This window comes from Arthrobacter sp. zg.Y820, from assembly GCF_030125555.1.
In the GTDB taxonomy this organism is placed as follows: Bacteria; Actinomycetota; Actinomycetes; order Actinomycetales; family Micrococcaceae; genus Arthrobacter_B.
In genome coordinates, this window is sequence record NZ_JASKLX010000012.1 from 85,840 (window position 1) to 102,147 (window position 16,308).

General features: G+C 62.0%; 12 protein-coding genes. 5 read left to right on the top strand and 7 right to left on the bottom strand.

What is annotated here, in order from left to right; all coding sequences use genetic code 11:
• Nucleotides 1-170: 170 nt before the first annotated feature.
• A complete protein-coding gene (locus tag QNN99_RS14230; protein WP_229967232.1) occupies nt 171-623 on the top strand; it encodes an FAD synthase family protein in 453 nt (150 codons plus the stop codon).
• On the top strand, nt 620-2,101 hold the full coding sequence (locus tag QNN99_RS14235; RefSeq protein ID WP_229967233.1) for a glycerophosphodiester phosphodiesterase: 1,482 nt from the start codon (nt 620-622) through the stop codon (nt 2,099-2,101). The genes QNN99_RS14230 and QNN99_RS14235 overlap by 4 nt, the downstream gene beginning before the upstream one ends.
• Nucleotides 2,102-2,147: 46 nt before the next feature.
• Here QNN99_RS14235 and QNN99_RS14240 read toward each other — a convergent pair whose 3' ends face one another.
• Both QNN99_RS14240 and QNN99_RS14245 read right to left on the bottom strand, forming a co-directional pair.
• Nucleotides 2,148-2,648, bottom strand: a complete 501-nt coding sequence (locus QNN99_RS14240; RefSeq protein WP_229967234.1) for a VanZ family protein — start codon at nt 2,646-2,648, stop codon at nt 2,148-2,150.
• The gene (locus QNN99_RS14245; protein ID WP_229967235.1) at nt 2,649-4,898 is read right to left on the bottom strand and encodes a LamG-like jellyroll fold domain-containing protein; all 2,250 of its coding nucleotides are present in this window, start codon (nt 4,896-4,898) and stop codon (nt 2,649-2,651) included.
• 278 nt (nt 4,899-5,176) lie between these two features.
• On the opposite strand from QNN99_RS14245, the gene QNN99_RS14250 reads away from it, so the two are divergent.
• From QNN99_RS14250 to QNN99_RS14260, 3 genes are all read left to right on the top strand, one after another.
• A complete protein-coding gene (locus QNN99_RS14250) occupies nt 5,177-6,493 on the top strand; it encodes a cysteine desulfurase (RefSeq protein WP_229967236.1) in 1,317 nt (438 codons plus the stop codon).
• Complete coding sequence (gene sufU, locus QNN99_RS14255) at nt 6,494-6,988, top strand: Fe-S cluster assembly sulfur transfer protein SufU (RefSeq protein WP_229967237.1); 495 nt, start codon at nt 6,494-6,496, stop codon at nt 6,986-6,988.
• Nucleotides 6,989-7,356: 368 nt separating this feature from the next.
• Complete coding sequence (locus QNN99_RS14260; RefSeq protein ID WP_229967238.1) at nt 7,357-8,256, top strand: hypothetical protein; 900 nt, start codon at nt 7,357-7,359, stop codon at nt 8,254-8,256.
• 501 nt (nt 8,257-8,757) lie between these two features.
• On the opposite strand, the gene QNN99_RS14265 is transcribed toward QNN99_RS14260, so the two are convergent.
• From QNN99_RS14265 to QNN99_RS14285, 5 genes are all read right to left on the bottom strand, one after another.
• Complete coding sequence (locus QNN99_RS14265; RefSeq protein ID WP_229967239.1) at nt 8,758-10,071, bottom strand: UDP-glucose dehydrogenase family protein; 1,314 nt, start codon at nt 10,069-10,071, stop codon at nt 8,758-8,760.
• 375 nt (nt 10,072-10,446) lie between these two features.
• On the bottom strand, nt 10,447-11,043 hold the full coding sequence (locus QNN99_RS14270) for an LPXTG cell wall anchor domain-containing protein (protein WP_229967240.1): 597 nt from the start codon (nt 11,041-11,043) through the stop codon (nt 10,447-10,449).
• A 236-nt stretch (nt 11,044-11,279) separates the two neighbouring features.
• Nucleotides 11,280-13,001 (bottom strand): DUF4012 domain-containing protein, encoded by a 1,722-nt coding sequence (locus tag QNN99_RS14275; protein ID WP_229967241.1) that lies wholly within the window; start codon nt 12,999-13,001, stop codon nt 11,280-11,282.
• A gap of 209 nt (nt 13,002-13,210) precedes the next feature.
• Nucleotides 13,211-14,656: a sugar transferase gene (locus QNN99_RS14280; RefSeq protein WP_331461788.1), complete on the bottom strand. Its 1,446-nt coding sequence runs from the start codon at nt 14,654-14,656 to the stop codon at nt 13,211-13,213.
• Between the two features lie 26 nt (nt 14,657-14,682).
• Entirely contained in the window at nt 14,683-16,164 is a 1,482-nt protein-coding gene (locus QNN99_RS14285; protein ID WP_229967242.1) for a tyrosine-protein kinase domain-containing protein, read from the bottom strand.
• Nucleotides 16,165-16,308 lie beyond the last annotated feature (144 nt).

Here is a 16,308-nt window from a genome sequence, read left to right on the forward strand (position 1 = left end):
TCCCACGGTGGCCTTTACTCGAGTTGAGGCGCTGAATACTCGGGCCGGCACTCCCTCTACTCGTGTTTTTCCGGGCCCTACGTGATTGTGCTGAATTTGCTTTACGGGCCCGGAAATATGCGTTGAAAATGAAAAGAGATTTAACGGACCACAACTGGGGGTTGTTCATAATGGCAGTTCGGATCGGCTATGCCTCGGGGGTTTATGACCTTTTCCATATCGGCCACCTGAATTTGCTGAAGCATGCCCGCAGCCAGTGTGACTATCTGATTGCCGGCGTTGCTTCCACCGAAATGACGCAGCGGCTCAAGGGCACCACCCCCGTGGTGCCGCTGGCTGAGCGGCTGGAGATTGTGCGCAGCGTCCGCTTTGTTGATGACGTGGTGGTGGATGAGCACCTGAACAAGGCGGACACCTGGCGTGAGGTGGGCTTCAACGTCTTTTTCAAGGGTGATGACTGGCGGGGCACCGAGAAGGGCGACCGCCTGGAGCGGAACATGGCGCAGATCGGAGTGGAAGTCGTGTATTTCCCCTACACGGTCACCACGTCCTCCACCGTCCTGCGCCGGGCCCTGACCCTTTTGGACGGCGGGCGGGCCGGGGACACAGCCCTGAACGCATGAACGCTCCGCACCGTTCCGCGCAGCGGCCGGCCCGGGGACTGTCCCGGCGTGAAGTGCTGGCCCTGGGCGCCGCCGGGCTTGTCCTGACTGCCTGCGACAACCGCGCTGACGCTGATGCCTCCGACGGGTCCGGCACGCCCGAGCCCGCTCCGGTCCACACCATCGAATCGATGCTGGCGGCCGCACCGTTCCTGGTGGCGCACCGCGGATCGTGGGACAACTGGCCCGAGCACACCATGGCCGCGTACCGCGGTGCGGTCAACGCCGGCGCCGTGGCGTTGGAAGTGTCCGTCAGCGCCACCTCGGACGGGAAGCTGGTCTGCCACCATGACCTGAACACCAAACGCACCACCGGCCGCATGCTGATGATCAAGGATTCCACCTACGCCCAGCTGTCCGAGCTCGTGGTTGACGCCCGGGCCTGGCTGGGCCCGAAGGCGGGCACGGAAAAGATCCCCCTGCTCAAGGACGTCCTGGATGCCTTCGCCGCCTCCCACGTCATTTTCATCGAGGACAAGCAGGGCACTAACACCCGTGCGCTGCTGGATCTGATGGACACCTATCCGGAGTCGCGCAGCCATTTGATCTGGAAACAGTCGGCGGAGGCGGCGCAGATCGATGCGGCGACCAAGCGCGGATACGCCAGCTGGGGCTACTTCACGGCGGAGCAGCTGGACCTTGTGCCCAAGCTGGCCGGGCAGTTCACCTACCTGGGCGTGCACCATTCGGCCTCCGACGCCGAAATCGCGGACGTGGTGGCCATCGGCAAGCCCGTCATTTGCTGGGAGGCACACACCCGCGAGCTGCGGGACCGGCTGCTGGCGCTGGGCGTGTCCGGGGTGATGTGCGCCAACCTTCCGTACCTGGCCACCGATGAGCCCGTGGCAACCGCCGACAGCTTTGGCGAGGGGATCCGGGCTCCCGGCGACCTGCCGTGGATGGTTGGACAGGGCTGGAATCTCCAGCCGGAACTGAAGCTCGCCGGCGGCACCCTGCTCATGTCCGCCGCAGCCAACAGCAGTTACCGGATGGGTTCGCTATGCCCGGTGCGCCGGGAAATCTACAGCATCCACTTCGACATGCGCTGGCCGGTGGCCCTGCCGGACGATGACACCCTGCACGCCGGCATGGCGTTCGGCCAGGAGGACGACCGCCCCTACCGGGTGCTGATTCCCAGCGACGTGGGCGGCTACCACTTGGTGGTCCGGCCCACCGGGGAAATGACACTGCTGTTGCGCAGTCCGGGCGAACCCGGCGGGCTGCGGCTGAGCGCTGTGGACACGGCGCCGGTGAAAGCCGGCGAGTGGATGTCGTTCAAGATTGATATCGCCCCTGACAGTGTCCGGTTTTCCCGTCTGGACGGTGCCGGCTGGGCGGGCATCACCTCGAACCGCAAGTACCGCGGCGGCTACTTCAGCCTGGCCCGCAACTATTCGGATGATTACCCGGTGGAGTTCCGCAAGGTGAAGGTTGTCTAGCTTGCGCTGACGGCATTGCGCTGACGGTTACGGTTCGCTGACCCCTCTACTGCGGTACGCGGATCGCTTCCGGTGAACGACGACTCGCTGCCGGTGGACGACGACGGCGGCGGCGCAGGGAGCGCTGCCCCCGCCCGGCTGCGGTCAGCGCCAGCCCCAGCAGGGCTCCGCCGGCATTGAGCAGGACATCCTGCGCGTTGCCCTGCCGGTGCGGGAGGTACACATCCTGAAAGCCCTCCATCCCCGCGGCGAATCCGGCGCACAGCAGCAGCGCGAACCACCAGCGGCGCGGCGGCAGCAACGCCGCGACCAGCGCACCCAGCGGAATAAACAGGAGCACGTTGGCGGCGGATTCCAGCATTGCGTAGTCCACCCAGCCCGGCAGCCCATGGTCCTGCAACCGGTGGAGTAACCGCAGCAGGGTGCCGTACAGCGGCCGGTCCACCGGCGCGGGCCAGAGCAGGATCGCCGCCATCACTGCCAGCACCCCGCTGGCAGCGGTCCACAGCGCGGCACGCCGGGCGGAGCCGTCCCGTACCGGCGCCAATTACCGGCGGCCCTGCTGGTTGTGGGCGGCAACCTGCGCGGCGGTCAGCGCCGTCGGGTACACGGCGAACTCGTCAATGGAGCCCTTGAAGTGGCGGCTGGTCGGAGCATTCGGCCAGGTGGACGGGATCGAGTCCCCGCCGATCCGCCAGGATCCCAGGGAGACGGTGTTGGCGGACACGGTATTGGAGGCAACCCTCACGCCGTCGACATAGAGCACCATGCCGCCCGGGCCCTGGGTCGCCACCACGTGGTGCCAGGCGTTGTCGTTGTAACTGGCGGGCGAGGTCACCACCACCCTCGTGCCGGACCAGGTGCCGAACACGAGCTTGCCGGCGTTGCTCATGTAGACGTGCCGGTCATAGACGCTGCTGTAGCCGAGCAAGCTTCCGTTGCGGCGGGGCTGGGCGTTGCCGAAGCCCAGGATCTTCCCGCCGGTGGTGGTGTCCGTCTTGAACCAGGCCTCGGCGCTGAACACCGTCGGGGCGCTGACGCGCTGCTGACCGAAGATCATGTCGTCGACGCCGTCAAAGCTGGCCGCGCGGTTGCTGTCGCTGCGCAGGGCTCCGGCGGATCCCGAGAGTTTCGCCCCGAGGTTGGGCAGGCCCATCTTGTTGCCGTTGGAGGAATCGGCCGCCGCCGCCAGGGAGTCGCCCAGCCGCCAGTAGGTGGTGGCGCCGTCGGCCCGCACCAGCGCCGGATAGGGGGCAGCCGACGTCGCCGTGGTGACCTGAACCTGCGCGGACAGCGGGCCGCTGCGTCCGCTGGGATCCGTGGCCTGCACCCGGTAGGTGTAGGCAGTGCCCGGCACCGCAGTGGTGTCGGTGAAGGAGGCCTGCGGCAGGTCCCACCAGCGCGACGACGAATTGACGGCCGCCAGCGGGGTGGTGGAACCGTTGCGGTAGACCCGGTAGGTGAGCTCGGAATCGTCGGGGTCCGAGGTGGACTGCCAGCGGATGGTGTTCTGGCCGGAGGCCCGGGACTCGGCGCTGACAAACTTCGGGGTGCCCGGGCCGGCGGTGCTGGACGATGCCGGTCCGAAGCGGGTCAGGCTCTGCTGCCCGCTGCCGTTGACGGTGGTGAATTCTCCGCCGGTCCACAGGACGTCCCTGCCGCTTCCGGCCGTGGTGTGGGCCAGGGCCCGCGGGCCGATCCCTTCGCCCTGGCCGTCATTGGTGACCGGGTTCCACTGGTGCATGGGGGAGGGGCTGGTGATGCTCTGTGCGCTCAGGTGCACGCGCGGTCCGTCGGGAAAGGAGTTCATGCTGGAGCAGTCGTGTGCGTGATGCGCGGAGTACAGCGTCTGGCTGTACACGCTCACCGCCTGCGTGGCGCCCAGGCAGGTGTCCCGCCAGACCTGGTTGTAGGTGGTCAGGTCCAGCCGCGCGCGGCCGTCGAACACGCCGCCGCCGGTGCCCTCGTTGCCGATGTAGAAGCTGGTGCCGTCGGAGTCGATGGACTTCACCGTGGAGGTGCGCGGAATGAAGAAGTTGGGATAGGTGCGGACGTTGGCGCCGGTGGTGTTGTTCAGCACAGCCAGGGCCTTGGAGTCGGCGCCGTTCATGGTGAGGAAGTCGCCGCCGGCGAGCACCGTGCTCTTGCCGGCGGGGACGTGCAGGGCCCGCACCGGCTGATCCGCCGACGGCGCCCACGCCTGCAGCGATCCGGTGGCACTGACTGCTGCCAGCCGGTTGCGGGCCGCCGTTCCGACGGTCCTAAAATCTCCGCCGAAGTAGACGGCTGAGGCCGTGGCCTCGATGGCGCGCACGGTGGAGGAGACGGCTGCGGGTTTGAAGTTGGTGTTGACGGTGCAGCCGGGCAGGTTGATCGCGGCAATGCGGGTGGTGGCCACGCCGTTGACCGTGCCGAAGCTGCCTCCGATGTACAGCGTGCGCCCGTCGGGGGAGACGTCCAAGGCCCGCACGGTGGCGCTGCCTCCGGTCACTGACAGTGAGCAGCTGGTGGGGTTGCCGGTGTAGGCGTCGAACGCGGCAAAGTTCACTGCGCTCCTTGATCCGGCGGCGCCGGCTGCGGTCCCGGGCGGGCGGATGGCAGTGAAGGTTCCGCCGGCGTACACCACCCCGTTGGACTCGGCCATGGTCCAGACAATTCCGTTGGTTTGCCACGTGGGCAGATTGGTGGCGGAGAATGCCACGCCGGGGGAGAGCGCAGCCGCGGGCGGAGCGAACCCGATCAGGGATGCGGCGGCGAGGACAACCCCGCTCAGGACGGCGGCGACTTTTCTGAACATTTCGAACCCGGCTTTCATTCCGCCAAAGCGCCCGGCGGGGCGCACCCGCTATGCAACCTAACGTCCGCGTCGGGCGGGGTAACCGGTACGGAATACCCGTTTTCGCCGGCTTACCTACCTGCCGGCGGCAAACCTGCGTACGGCGCTCGCAGCCCGCCCAACTAAGGTGCGGCTCAGGTGCGCTCGCGGCCGTGCAGTGGGATGATTAGCACAGACTTATGTTGCGTATTGATGCAGATCACGTGCGCACCCGACCGGCCAGCCAAGGAGTTTTTCCAGTGCCTGTGGTTTCCACCCCCGAAACGCTCAAGCCCCTGACCGGGCCCCTGGACAACGCCGAGGTCCTGCGCATCCGCAACGACTTCCCGATCCTGCACCAGCAGGTCAACGGCCATCCGCTGGTGTACCTGGACTCGGGCGCCACCTCGCAGAACCCGCTCAGCGTGATCGAAGCCGAACAGGAGTTCTACGAACAGCGCAACTCGGCGGTGCACCGCGGCGCGCACACCCTCGCCGTGGCCGCGACCGACGTGTACGAGGATGCCCGCGCCAAGGTCGCCGGCTTCGTGAACGCCCGGCCCAACGAGATCGTCTGGACGTCCAACGCCACCGAGGCGATCAACCTGATCGCCTACTCCTTCTCCAACGCCGCCGCCGGCCGCGGGGGAGAGGCCGCCCGCCGCTTCGCGCTCGGCGCGGGCGACGAGATTGTGGTCACCGAAATGGAGCACCACGCCAACCTGATTCCCTGGCAGGAACTGGCCGCGCGCACCGGAGCGACGCTGCGGTTCATTCCGGTGGACGACGACGGCGCGCTGCGGCTGGAGGAGGCCGAGCGGCTGATCACCGGGCGCACCAAAATCGTGGCGTTCACGCACGCCTCCAACGTGCTCGGCACCATCAACCCGGTGGAAACCCTGGTGCGCCTCGCGCACAACGCGGGGGCGCTCGTCGTGCTCGATGCCTGCCAGTCGGTGCCGCACCTGCCGGTGGACGTGAAGGCGCTGGACGTGGATTTCGCCGCGTTCTCCGGGCACAAGATGCTCGGCCCCACCGGCATCGGCGTGCTCTACGGCAAGGCCGAACTGCTGGACGCGATGCCGCCGTTCCTGACCGGCGGATCGATGATCACCACGGTGACCATGGAGCAGGCCGACTACCTGCCGTCCCCGCAGCGCTTTGAGGCCGGCACGCAGCGCATTTCGCAGGCCATGGCCCTGGGCACCGCGGTGGATTACCTGCAGGAAACCGGGATGGACCGCATCCACGCCTGGGAGGCCACACTGGGTGAGCGGCTGGTGGCCGGGCTGGAAGCGATCGAGGGCATCCGGGTGCTCGGCCCGCGCGCCGGCGTGGAGCGGATCGGGCTGGCGGCGTTCGACGTCGACGGCGTCCACTCGCACGACGTGGGCCAGTTCCTGGATGATGCGGGCATTGCCGTGCGCGTGGGGCACCACTGCGCGCAGCCGCTGCACCGCCGCCTGGGCCTGATCTCCACCACCCGCGCCAGCACCTATCTGTACAACACCACCGACGACGTCGACGCGTTCCTGAACGCGGTGGCCGGCGTCCGTCCGTTTTTTGGAGTGAAGTAAATGAGCGCCGAGCTGCAGCAGCTGTACCAGCAGATCATCCTGGACCATGCCAAGGCCCGGCACGGCGCCGGCCTGGCGGAGGTGCCGGCGGGGCTGAAGTCGGGGGAGAGCCACCAGCTGAATCCCACCTGCGGCGATGAGATCACGCTGCGCGCGGTGATGACCGACGCCGGAACCTCCGCGGCCGGTGCCGCCGGCGTTGGGGCCGGCATCACCTCCGTGCAGGGCATCAGCTGGGAGGGGCAGGGCTGTTCCATTTCGATGGCGTCGGCCTCCGTACTCACCGATCTGGCCGCCGGGCTGTCCCGGGACGAGATCATGGCGCTGGTGGATAACTTCCGCGAGGTGATGCGTTCCCGCGGCACCGTGGAGGCTGATGAAGAGGTGCTCGGCGACGCCGCCGCGTTCTCCGGCGTCTCCCGCTATCCGGCGCGGGTCAAGTGCGCCATGCTCGCCTGGGTCGCGCTCGAGGAAGCGCTGCTCGCGGCGAACTAGGCCTGCAGGGTCAAGCCATAGTCCAAATCTTGCTGCCGAGCAAGTAATTTCGGGGAACAGACGAGTATCCAATACCGTTCCGCGGAATGAGTTGTGGTCATACGTTCGAATGCATGGACACACCTGCCCCCGCAAGAGAATGGCGCCGGACGCGCTACCGTCGTACCCGTCGCGATTGGATCACTTACATCGGCTTGGCTCTGCTGGCGGCGGTTACGGCCGTGGTGGTGGCAGCGGCTCTCTACAGATGACGCTGATCCCGGGGCCGGGCAAGAAGACAGCCTCGGGACCGTGTTTCTCCGCAGCCCGCGACGGTGCCGCCAGTAGGCTGGCCGGATGGAAAAAGCACTCAGCCTGGACCTGATCTGATGGGGCTCTTCGGGGGCAAGCGCGCCGCCAGGGACAAAGCCGCAGCCGAAGTGGATGCCTGGGTCGCAGGAGCGGCCGCCGCTCTGCCCGGCGCGGAGGTCTCGGCCGACAGCTGGACCGGACCCTTCTTCATGAGCGGCCTGGCAGCCAACACGTACACGGTCAGGACCCTGGGCAGTCGCAGCCAGTTGTCCGCCGTCATCAGCCGGCTGTCGCATCAGATCGACGCGCTGGGGCCAAACGACACCCTGAACCTGCAGATCGCCGGATCGGAGGCCCCCGGTGCGGGACACTCCCGTCTGGCGGTGTCCGGGGAAAAGCGGGACCGGGAATGGCTGCAGGTCCTGGTGCGAACCCACGACTCCCTTATTGCCCGCCTCCCGGATCAATCGGTCCTCATGGGCGGGCTCAACGGACGCTGCACAGTGCTGGGAGTGGCACGTGAGGATGCCCTGTCCATCGGCCGGCTGCTGATTTCCTGGTGGGAGGAGCAGCAGATGGGCGAGGCGGGGTCTTCGCCGCTGTCCGGACTTTCCCTGGAGATCGGCGGCCGACACGACGACCCGGAGATCACCTACACGGTGGATCCCTCTGGTTCCTTCGACGCGGAGGGTGTGGAGCTGGACGAACCCGCGGAGCCGCTGTCGGCCGTGGAGAAACGGGAACGGATCCGGCTGGCCGTTGCCGCGTGGACTGGAAGCCTGGCAGATTTGGACACCGCGGCCCGGCTGGACCTGCGCCCCGGCTACGCGATCGAGTTCCAGTTCCTGCTGCCCGGGTTTGACCCACACCTTCTGGTCATTGAACTGGCCACCGGTGTCTGGAACAAGGAGGAAACCGCCAGAACGGAGGAAGCCATCAGATCCCGTAACCCGGCGCCGGCGGTTCGCACGCCGTAGGGCTGAAAGCGGTGCCCGTCGCCAGCCCGGTTTCCTCTGTGAGGGTTTAGGCCGCTTGCATAACGTTGTCCGCGGAGACCGGGCTGGCGTTCCCCAAGGCTGAAGGCTGTGCTGCGGTGTCAACCGGCGTCTTGTTGGCGACAGGTTCAACGGGCTGGTGACGGCGCCGGGCCATCCGGACGGTCACCATCCCGCTGAGGAGGCCCACTAAACCGACGGCGGCCCAAATGATCATGCCGGTGCTGGCAAAAACACTAAAAATAGGAAGTGCAGAGACTGACGCTGCTGAAAGCAAGAAATTCCCCCAGGAATTGTTGGTTAACAAGACGGTTTTGTTGTCAAAATGAGACCGCCTCACCCAAAATGTGGGCGTGCGTCATGATAGTAGCAGTTCAGGAGGCGGTTGAACCAGCACCTCGGAACTGAATCAAAAAAAGTGCTGCAGGGACGGATCATCCGGTCCCTGCAGCACTTTGGCTAGCCCATGGAAAGGCCGTGGTGTTATGGGCGACCCATGCCCTTAAAGTTCCATCCAGCTTCGCGCCAGGAATTGGGATCCAGGACGTTGCGGCCGTCGATGATGTTCTTATCCGTTACCAGCGCTCCGATCGTCTTGGGGTCCAAAGCCCGATATTCCTTCCATTCGGTGAGGAGAACCAGGGCGTGGGCGCGTTCGATGGCGTTCTCAGTGATCGGGTCATAATTGAGTTCGGGGAAACGACCCTTGGCGTTCTGCAGGGCTTCAGGATCAGTTACAGTCACTGTGGCGCCGTGCAGTTGCATCTGGGCCGCGGCACTGAGCGCGGGGGAGTCGCGGACGTCGTCGCTGTCGGGCTTGAACGCCGCACCCAAAATGGTAATGCGCTTGCCCAGCAGCGAACCGCCGCAAATGTCACGTGTCATTTCAACGACGCGGGTGCGGCGGCGCATGTTGATGGTGTCCACTTCGCGCAGGAATGTCAGCGCCTGGTCTGCGCCCAGCTCACCGGCGCGTGCCATAAAGGCGCGGATGTCCTTGGGCAGGCAGCCGCCGCCGAATCCCACTCCGGCGTTGAGGAACTTGCGGCCGATGCGGTCGTCCATGCCAATAGCGTCGGCCAGGAGCGTGACGTCTGCGCCCGCGGCATCACAGATGTCAGCCATGGCGTTGATGAAGCTGATCTTGGTCGCCAGGAAGGAATTGGCCGCCGTCTTGACGAGCTCGGCAGTAGCGTAGTCCACCACGAGGCGGGGTGTACCAGCGGAAAGGGGAGTGTAGTAGACCTCGTCCAGGGCGGCCACGGCAGCCGTCCCAGCGTCCCCGCTCGGGACGCCGTACACGAAGCGGTCCGGCGTCAGCGTGTCTTGAACTGCGTGGCCTTCGCGAAGGAACTCGGGGTTCCAGACAAGGATGGCCTCTGCAGCTGTCTCCTGAAGATCCTCGGCGAGGCGTGCAGCGGTACCCACCGGGACGGTGGACTTTCCGACCACGACATTGCCGGGCTTCAAATAGGGAGCCAGCGCTGCGAACGCGGCGTCAACATAGCGGAGGTCTGCTGCGAATTCCCCCTTGCGCTGCGGTGTCCCGACGCAGACAAAGTGCACATCTGCACCAGCAGCCTCCGCCATGTCGGTGCTGAACGTCAGGCGACCCGATGCAGCCGATTCAGCGAGGAGCTCGGGCAGACCCGGCTCAAAGAAGGGCGCGCGACCGGACGCCAGCTCATTGATTTTGGCTTTATCGACGTCAATACCGATGACGTCGTGTCCAAGCTTCGCCATGGAGGCAGCATGTACGGCTCCGAGATAACCGCAACCGATGACAGAAATACGCACGTTTCCCCTAAATAATTTCTAGCAAATAACCATGAAATCTTATCGCCTTCAAGCAGTTGCCAAGGTCCTTGGCCACAACCGATGCGTAAGCGCCATGCAGAGATAGGTAATAACTACTTTTTTGTAAACAATATCCCCGGGGCAAGCGTCTAGGTCATGACTGAGCCGAGTGGGGAATGGCGTCGACAGCGGAGTCGCCGAAGCAAGAGAGAGCTTTCGACGTATGCTTGCCTAGCAATTTTGGCCGTCTTAACAGTAGCCGTGGCAGGGCAGCCCTGATTGTGTGACGCTATGGGGACGGCTTGAGTTCGCCAAAAGGAGGGAGGATGGAAACCGTCCGGTTACCATCCTCCCTCCTTTGTTTCGCGCTAAGAATTAGGCATTCTTGCGGCGAGCAACCGCTACGGAAGCTACACCGGCACCGAGTGCTAGGACGCCCGCGGCGCCCCAGAGTAGCATGGCGGAGTCAGCGCCGGTGTTAGCCAGGTTGTCGTCGCCAGCTTCGGATCCGCCGTTGCTCGAGCCGTCGCCGGATCCGTCGTCGGATCCGCTGCCGTCGCCGGCAAACGCCGGATCAACTGAAACGACAGCAGTGGACACGCGGCCCGACTCCAGGCCTGTGGCAGTCAGCGTGTAGGTGCCTGCTTCACCGAGCGTCACATTCGTGGTGAAGTTGCCACTGGCGTCAGCACTGGTTGTGAATGTGTTCACTACTTCTGCGAGGATGATCAGTCCATTGACACCAGTTCCGGGAACAACAACAGGGGCATTGGAGTAGTCAACAGTAACGCTGATGGCTTCACCGGGGGTGAAACCTGATCCGCTGAAAGCGACTGTTGCGCCGGGAGTTACAGTCGCGTCGCTGACACCGGCAGGTTCGGGCGCGGGATAACGATCGACGGCATTAGCGGCGCCAGCACCGAAGAAGGCCAAGGATCCGGCCAAGACGAGGGCGGATGCGGTTTTTTTCATATGAGACTCCCCATGCGATTGATAAAAGACTGTCTTGGTAATAATTAACCGTTGCCACTGAGACCCCCAATGGCAAATGATTCAAACTTCAAAATCTACAACTCTTTCCGAAGCCCTCCCCAGCACTCCGGATACAGATCTTCGGCCACTACTTTTTCCAGTCGAAGCGCTCTTTACGGTAACAGGTCCTTGATGGAGTTCCAAGCGGGATGTGATATAAAACCTGCGGCTCGCAATTAGTCGCACCCGGTACTCAGGGGTGGCAGTACTACATTTTCGAGAGGCTCAAGCCCGGGTGTCACTTGGAGTCGTGGCTCGGAGTCCTGAATGACTCGAGAAAACACCACATCCAATTCCGCAGTTTCACCAGGAGCCAGTTCGAGGCTGACTGTTCCGACTGGTCGCTGTCCATGCTTACCCGAACCAACGGGTACAGTCTGCCCGTTCACAGTTGCTGTCTCAACGAACGACTGGGCGGGACCATAGACAACGTAATTTGTCTGTATTCGACCGGGTTCGACACCGTAGGTTCCGCCACCAGTGACGTAGTCAGGGAGGATGGATGCCGCATCTTTTGGTGCATTGTTGGCGATGTTAACGCGGGCCGTATATCGACTGTAGTCCCCAGATTCGCACGCCTCCAGAAGTCGGACGGTGCGAGTCGCGTAGTAGTCCATTTTTGCGCCCGTGGCATCGTTGAAGTAGACGCCGAAAGTCGCGCCACCGCCCTCCGCTCCCATCACAGAACCGGCCAATGGCGTCGAGGCGACAATTTTCTGCTCATCTGTGTGGCTGGACCAGAGATAGAGCCGGTGCTCCTGAACACTACGCGTGAGCGCCTTTAGCAGCTGATCGCCGTCTCCCTGACCGTCGCTAAATGCATCAAAGACACTTCCAGCCACTGCTGCGAAGTATGCGTCTTGTTCCACGGGATCCACGATCTCGCGGTAGACATCCGACAAGAGAGTTGGGATGACGTTCTGCCCAGAAAGAGATGTGGGAAGGGAAGTTCCCTTGACGAGTTGAAGGACGCTTGGATCACTCAAGGCCACGGGGCCCGTAGATTCTAAGAGGTGTGCCAGGACCACGGGATCGAGGGCAAGTACCCCATCAATAACTTGCCCCTGGTGTCGTTGTTCCCACATTGTCTTCGCCGTTGCAGCGGCCGTGGGGAAATCAGGCGTCAAATTTACGTTCTGCATCTGGGTGCCAAGGCGCGCGGTATAGAGCTTTTCCTGCTCCAAATCGACGTCAAGTGAAGGTGAAAAGCTGCCCAGGGCCACGGCACTGCTTTGCTCGCTTAGGCTAATCCGGCCGTTTTCCGTCCTCAGAGTTGCTAGAGCCCCAGGAATGCCTCCTGTGGCTCTCACCTCTGCACTGTTCTGTACCAATAGGAGATAATTTCGGGGGCCACTTGCACCGAGCATCTCAGGAAGTAGCTGTGCCGCGGATGACGCCGCTTCGAGAGCGTCACTGGCAGCATAGAGCTCGTCGGTCGCTGACCGTATCGGGTCGGCGACTTGTTCCAAGAGCTCGGACAGATCGACGGCAGCCAGGCGGGCATGGGACAGTTTGACCGTCTGCGCAGCCGCCGAGATGCTTGGAGCTGCATCTTGAAGCCGAACTACATCGATTTGACCATTTTCTGGTGACAGAGTCTGCGAGTTTAACGAGCCGTAGATTCCCAGTAAAGGGGCACCAGCACGCGTCACAATGTCATCGGCGGAGACTGCAGCCTCTCTTACGGCATGAAAATTTGGCCCGATGAAGGGTGTGGCTGCTCCAGCTGTCCACAGCGGAGTAGTGGTTGTGGACCGCGCATTTGCTGCATGTTTCTGAATCTGTTCGAAAGTTCCTCGCGCTTCGTCTTGTTTTCCCTCTTCAAGCTCGAAGCGCAGCTGAGGGACTAAGGCTAGGGCCTCGTCAAGTCGGCTCCGCACGTCCAATGCCTGGTGCACGAGCACTCCACCAGCGACTGCAGTCAGCCCAACCACTGAGAGGAGCCCCAGCCCTATCTTGACCAGAGTGGGATTCAGGCGCCGCCGTTGTTGGGCAGGGGGCCTTTCATGGTTTACGGCGGATGGCGAAGAGCCGTACTTTGAGAACCCCTCATCAGTGGGTAGCATCATTCAGCCTTTGGGAGCAGTGAGAGGGCATGGCGCCCGGATTAGTAGGCACCGTGGCGAGATACCACGGCTCTGAACGTTTTGAGGAGAATCGCAATATCTCCAGCTAACGACCAGTTTTCTACGTAGTACAGGTCTAGACGAACCGTGTCTTCCCAAGAGAGCAGCGACCTCCCGCTCACCTGCCACAGACCCGTTAGCCCGGGGCGCACGAGTAAACGGCGGCGCATGTATATCTCGTAAGTCTCTACCTCGGAGGGCAGCGGGGGGCGGGGGCCAACAAGGCTCATGGTTCCGCCTAAAACATTAAACAATTGAGGAAGCTCGTCGATGCTGTATCTCCGAATAAACTTTCCAACACGTGTAACCCTAGGGTCTGCCTTCATCTTAAACATCACACCATTACCTTCACTATGGCGCTTCAGGTCCCGCAGCTGATCTTCAGCATCCACAACCATTGATCTAAACTTAAGCATCCAAAAATTATCGCTTGACGCTCCAACACGTACTTGCTTAAAGAGCACGGGTCCTGGGTTATCTAGACGTATAAGAAGGGCAGTAAGGACAAGGAGCGGAGAACTCAAAAGAATAAGGAATAAGGCCCCCGCGATATCAAACACTCGTTTCGTGAGGCGCTGCCAGCCACCAAGGTTGGGCGTTGAAACATGAATAAGTGGTAAGCCAGCCAACGGCTGTGTATGAATCCGTGGTCCGGCAACGTCGGTAAGGGCAGGGGCCATGATCATACGAATGTCGAGATCAGCGAGAGCCCATCCCAGTTCCCTGATGGTCCGGGGTGCGAGCGGAACTCCTGAGGACAGCGCCACAGCGTCGGGAGCCGAGGCTCGGATAGTCTGTGTTAACTCTTCAATCGAACTTCCATATCCCAACGTAGGTAGCCCCAAGGCAGGATCAATAATTGTTCCAGGGCTCGCCAGAGGTAAGTAGGTTGCGACCGGTAGATAACCGGCCATTGGCTGACTTTGCAACGACCGTACTAGGTGCTCAACGCTCGTTGGGCCACCAATAACGAGGACAGTTGCAGTGCTCCTGCCCTGCTTCCGTTCGATGCGGAGTAGGCGGCGAACTAGCGTGCGTCCGGCCAGCAGGCCGAGAACTCCGGCCGGCAGCGCGACGCCAATGTAGCCTCTCGCCGTATCAAGTTGAAAGCTGTAAGAAAATAGCGCTATGAGGCCAAAAAGCCAAAAGGAAGCACTAAATAGGCGCTTGAACTCCTCCGTGCCATAACCCATAATTTTCGGGTCTCGGCTTCCCCACATACCAAGCATCGCCCACCAGGCTGCAGTCAGAGCGATCGAGAGAGCTATATAGGGTTGACCATCGATGCTCACTACGTCCTCTGTAGTCGTGCCAAAACGCAAAATTACTGCTCCGGTTGTCGCCCAGAGAATAACAAGTGCATCGATTACGGCTAGCCGGCGGTTATACCTCCTCCGCCAGGCAGTGCTGACTCTGTTATCTTCCACAGTTCTCCTCGAGGCTCCTATCCTTGTCAGCCGAGACTTCCAGAGAGACTGTGCTGTGTGTCCGATGGTCCATTTGTTCGACGCGGTTTCGGATCGGCTGCTATTTTCCGCCGACTATTTCTACGGGAACCGGGCAGTGAACTAACTTCAGGTTCCATGGAAGCGTAGGAGTAGTAACTATATCCATACGAATCTGGTCCGCTAGTGGGTAATAGATTGAAAACCACGCCGAGGATATCGCTGTCTACTAGATCCAAAGCAGCAATCGATTTCTGGATTTCTGCGTTTTTGACTTTGCCGGACCCAACGACCAGAACCACGCCGCCAACTTGCTGGGCAAGCACAGCAGAATCTGTGACCGGCAGCAGGGGCGAGGCATCGATAATTACGGCATCAAACGTCGACTCCAGGTGGAGGAGCAGCTCCTTCATGGCCCGAGAGCCGAGCAGTTCACTTGGATTGGGAGGAATTTGACCAGCAGTAAGGACAAACAATCCGTCATCGCCCCATGGCTGAAGGAGGTCGTCCACATTGGCTTGCCCGATAAGCGCAGTAGTCAGGCCCGCACCTCGTTCGAGCCCCAAGTATTCGTCGACCCGCGGCCGGCGGAGATCTGCATCGACCAGGAGGACTGACTCGCCAGCTTCAGCGAGCGCAATGGCAAGGTTCGTGGCTGTAGTGCTTTTGCCTTCTCCCGGCAATGAGGATGTAACTAGTACTGTTCTGGTCTTACGACTTACATTAGCAAACTGCAGATTTGTGCGGATTTGACGGAAGGACTCTGCGCGAGGACTTTGAGCAGGCACGTGCGTAAGCAAGGGCCTCGTGCTGGCCTCCGGATCATAGGTGATACCGCCAAGGAGGGGCTTTTGAGTGACCTTACGTAAATCGGCTTCATTCCGTACCCGTTGGTCCAAAACAGAACGGAGCAAGGCAATCCCTAAGCCAATCACTAGGCCTAGTAATGCACCAACGGCTAGATTCAGGTTTACATTGGGGCTAGATGGCTCAGAGGGCGCAGTTGCAGGAGTAATAACAGACAGCTTAACCGGCGAAGGTCCACCCTGCCCTGATCCTTCCAAGTCCACGACAACTTCAACCAAGCTCTCACCAACAGCCTGGGCCAACGCAGCGGCTTCGACTGGCGACGGAGCTGATGCAGATACTGTGATGAGGACGGTATTTAGGTCTGCAGTGGCGCTGACCTGAGAAGCGAGTTCAGAAGGAGTGGACTCCAAGCCCAAACTGTCGATCACGGGCTGGAGAACCGCAGGAGTCTCGGCGGTCTTCACATATGACTGCACACGAGCCTGGGTGAAAGTGTTCCCTTGCTGCAGCTCGCTGACGCTGCCGGAGTTCTGTATGGATACGAAAAGCTGTGTCGTTGCAGTGTAAGTAGGTTTGGCAATGAGGGATGCCACTGCTGCAATCAGTACTGCGATCAGAACGGACGCGACAACTAGCAGCCAGCTCCGTCGCAGTATCCTTAGGTATTCGCGTATTTCCAAAGTTCCTTATACCTTTCAAGGCTACGAAAGTGTGAGGCTGCGTCGAGGAAAACCGTCCCGTTTCAACCTATCGACTACGCTAGATTAGGCTAGGCTGCTGATCCAACCTAATCGTCAGGCTGAGAGTTCGCAGAAACTTGATCC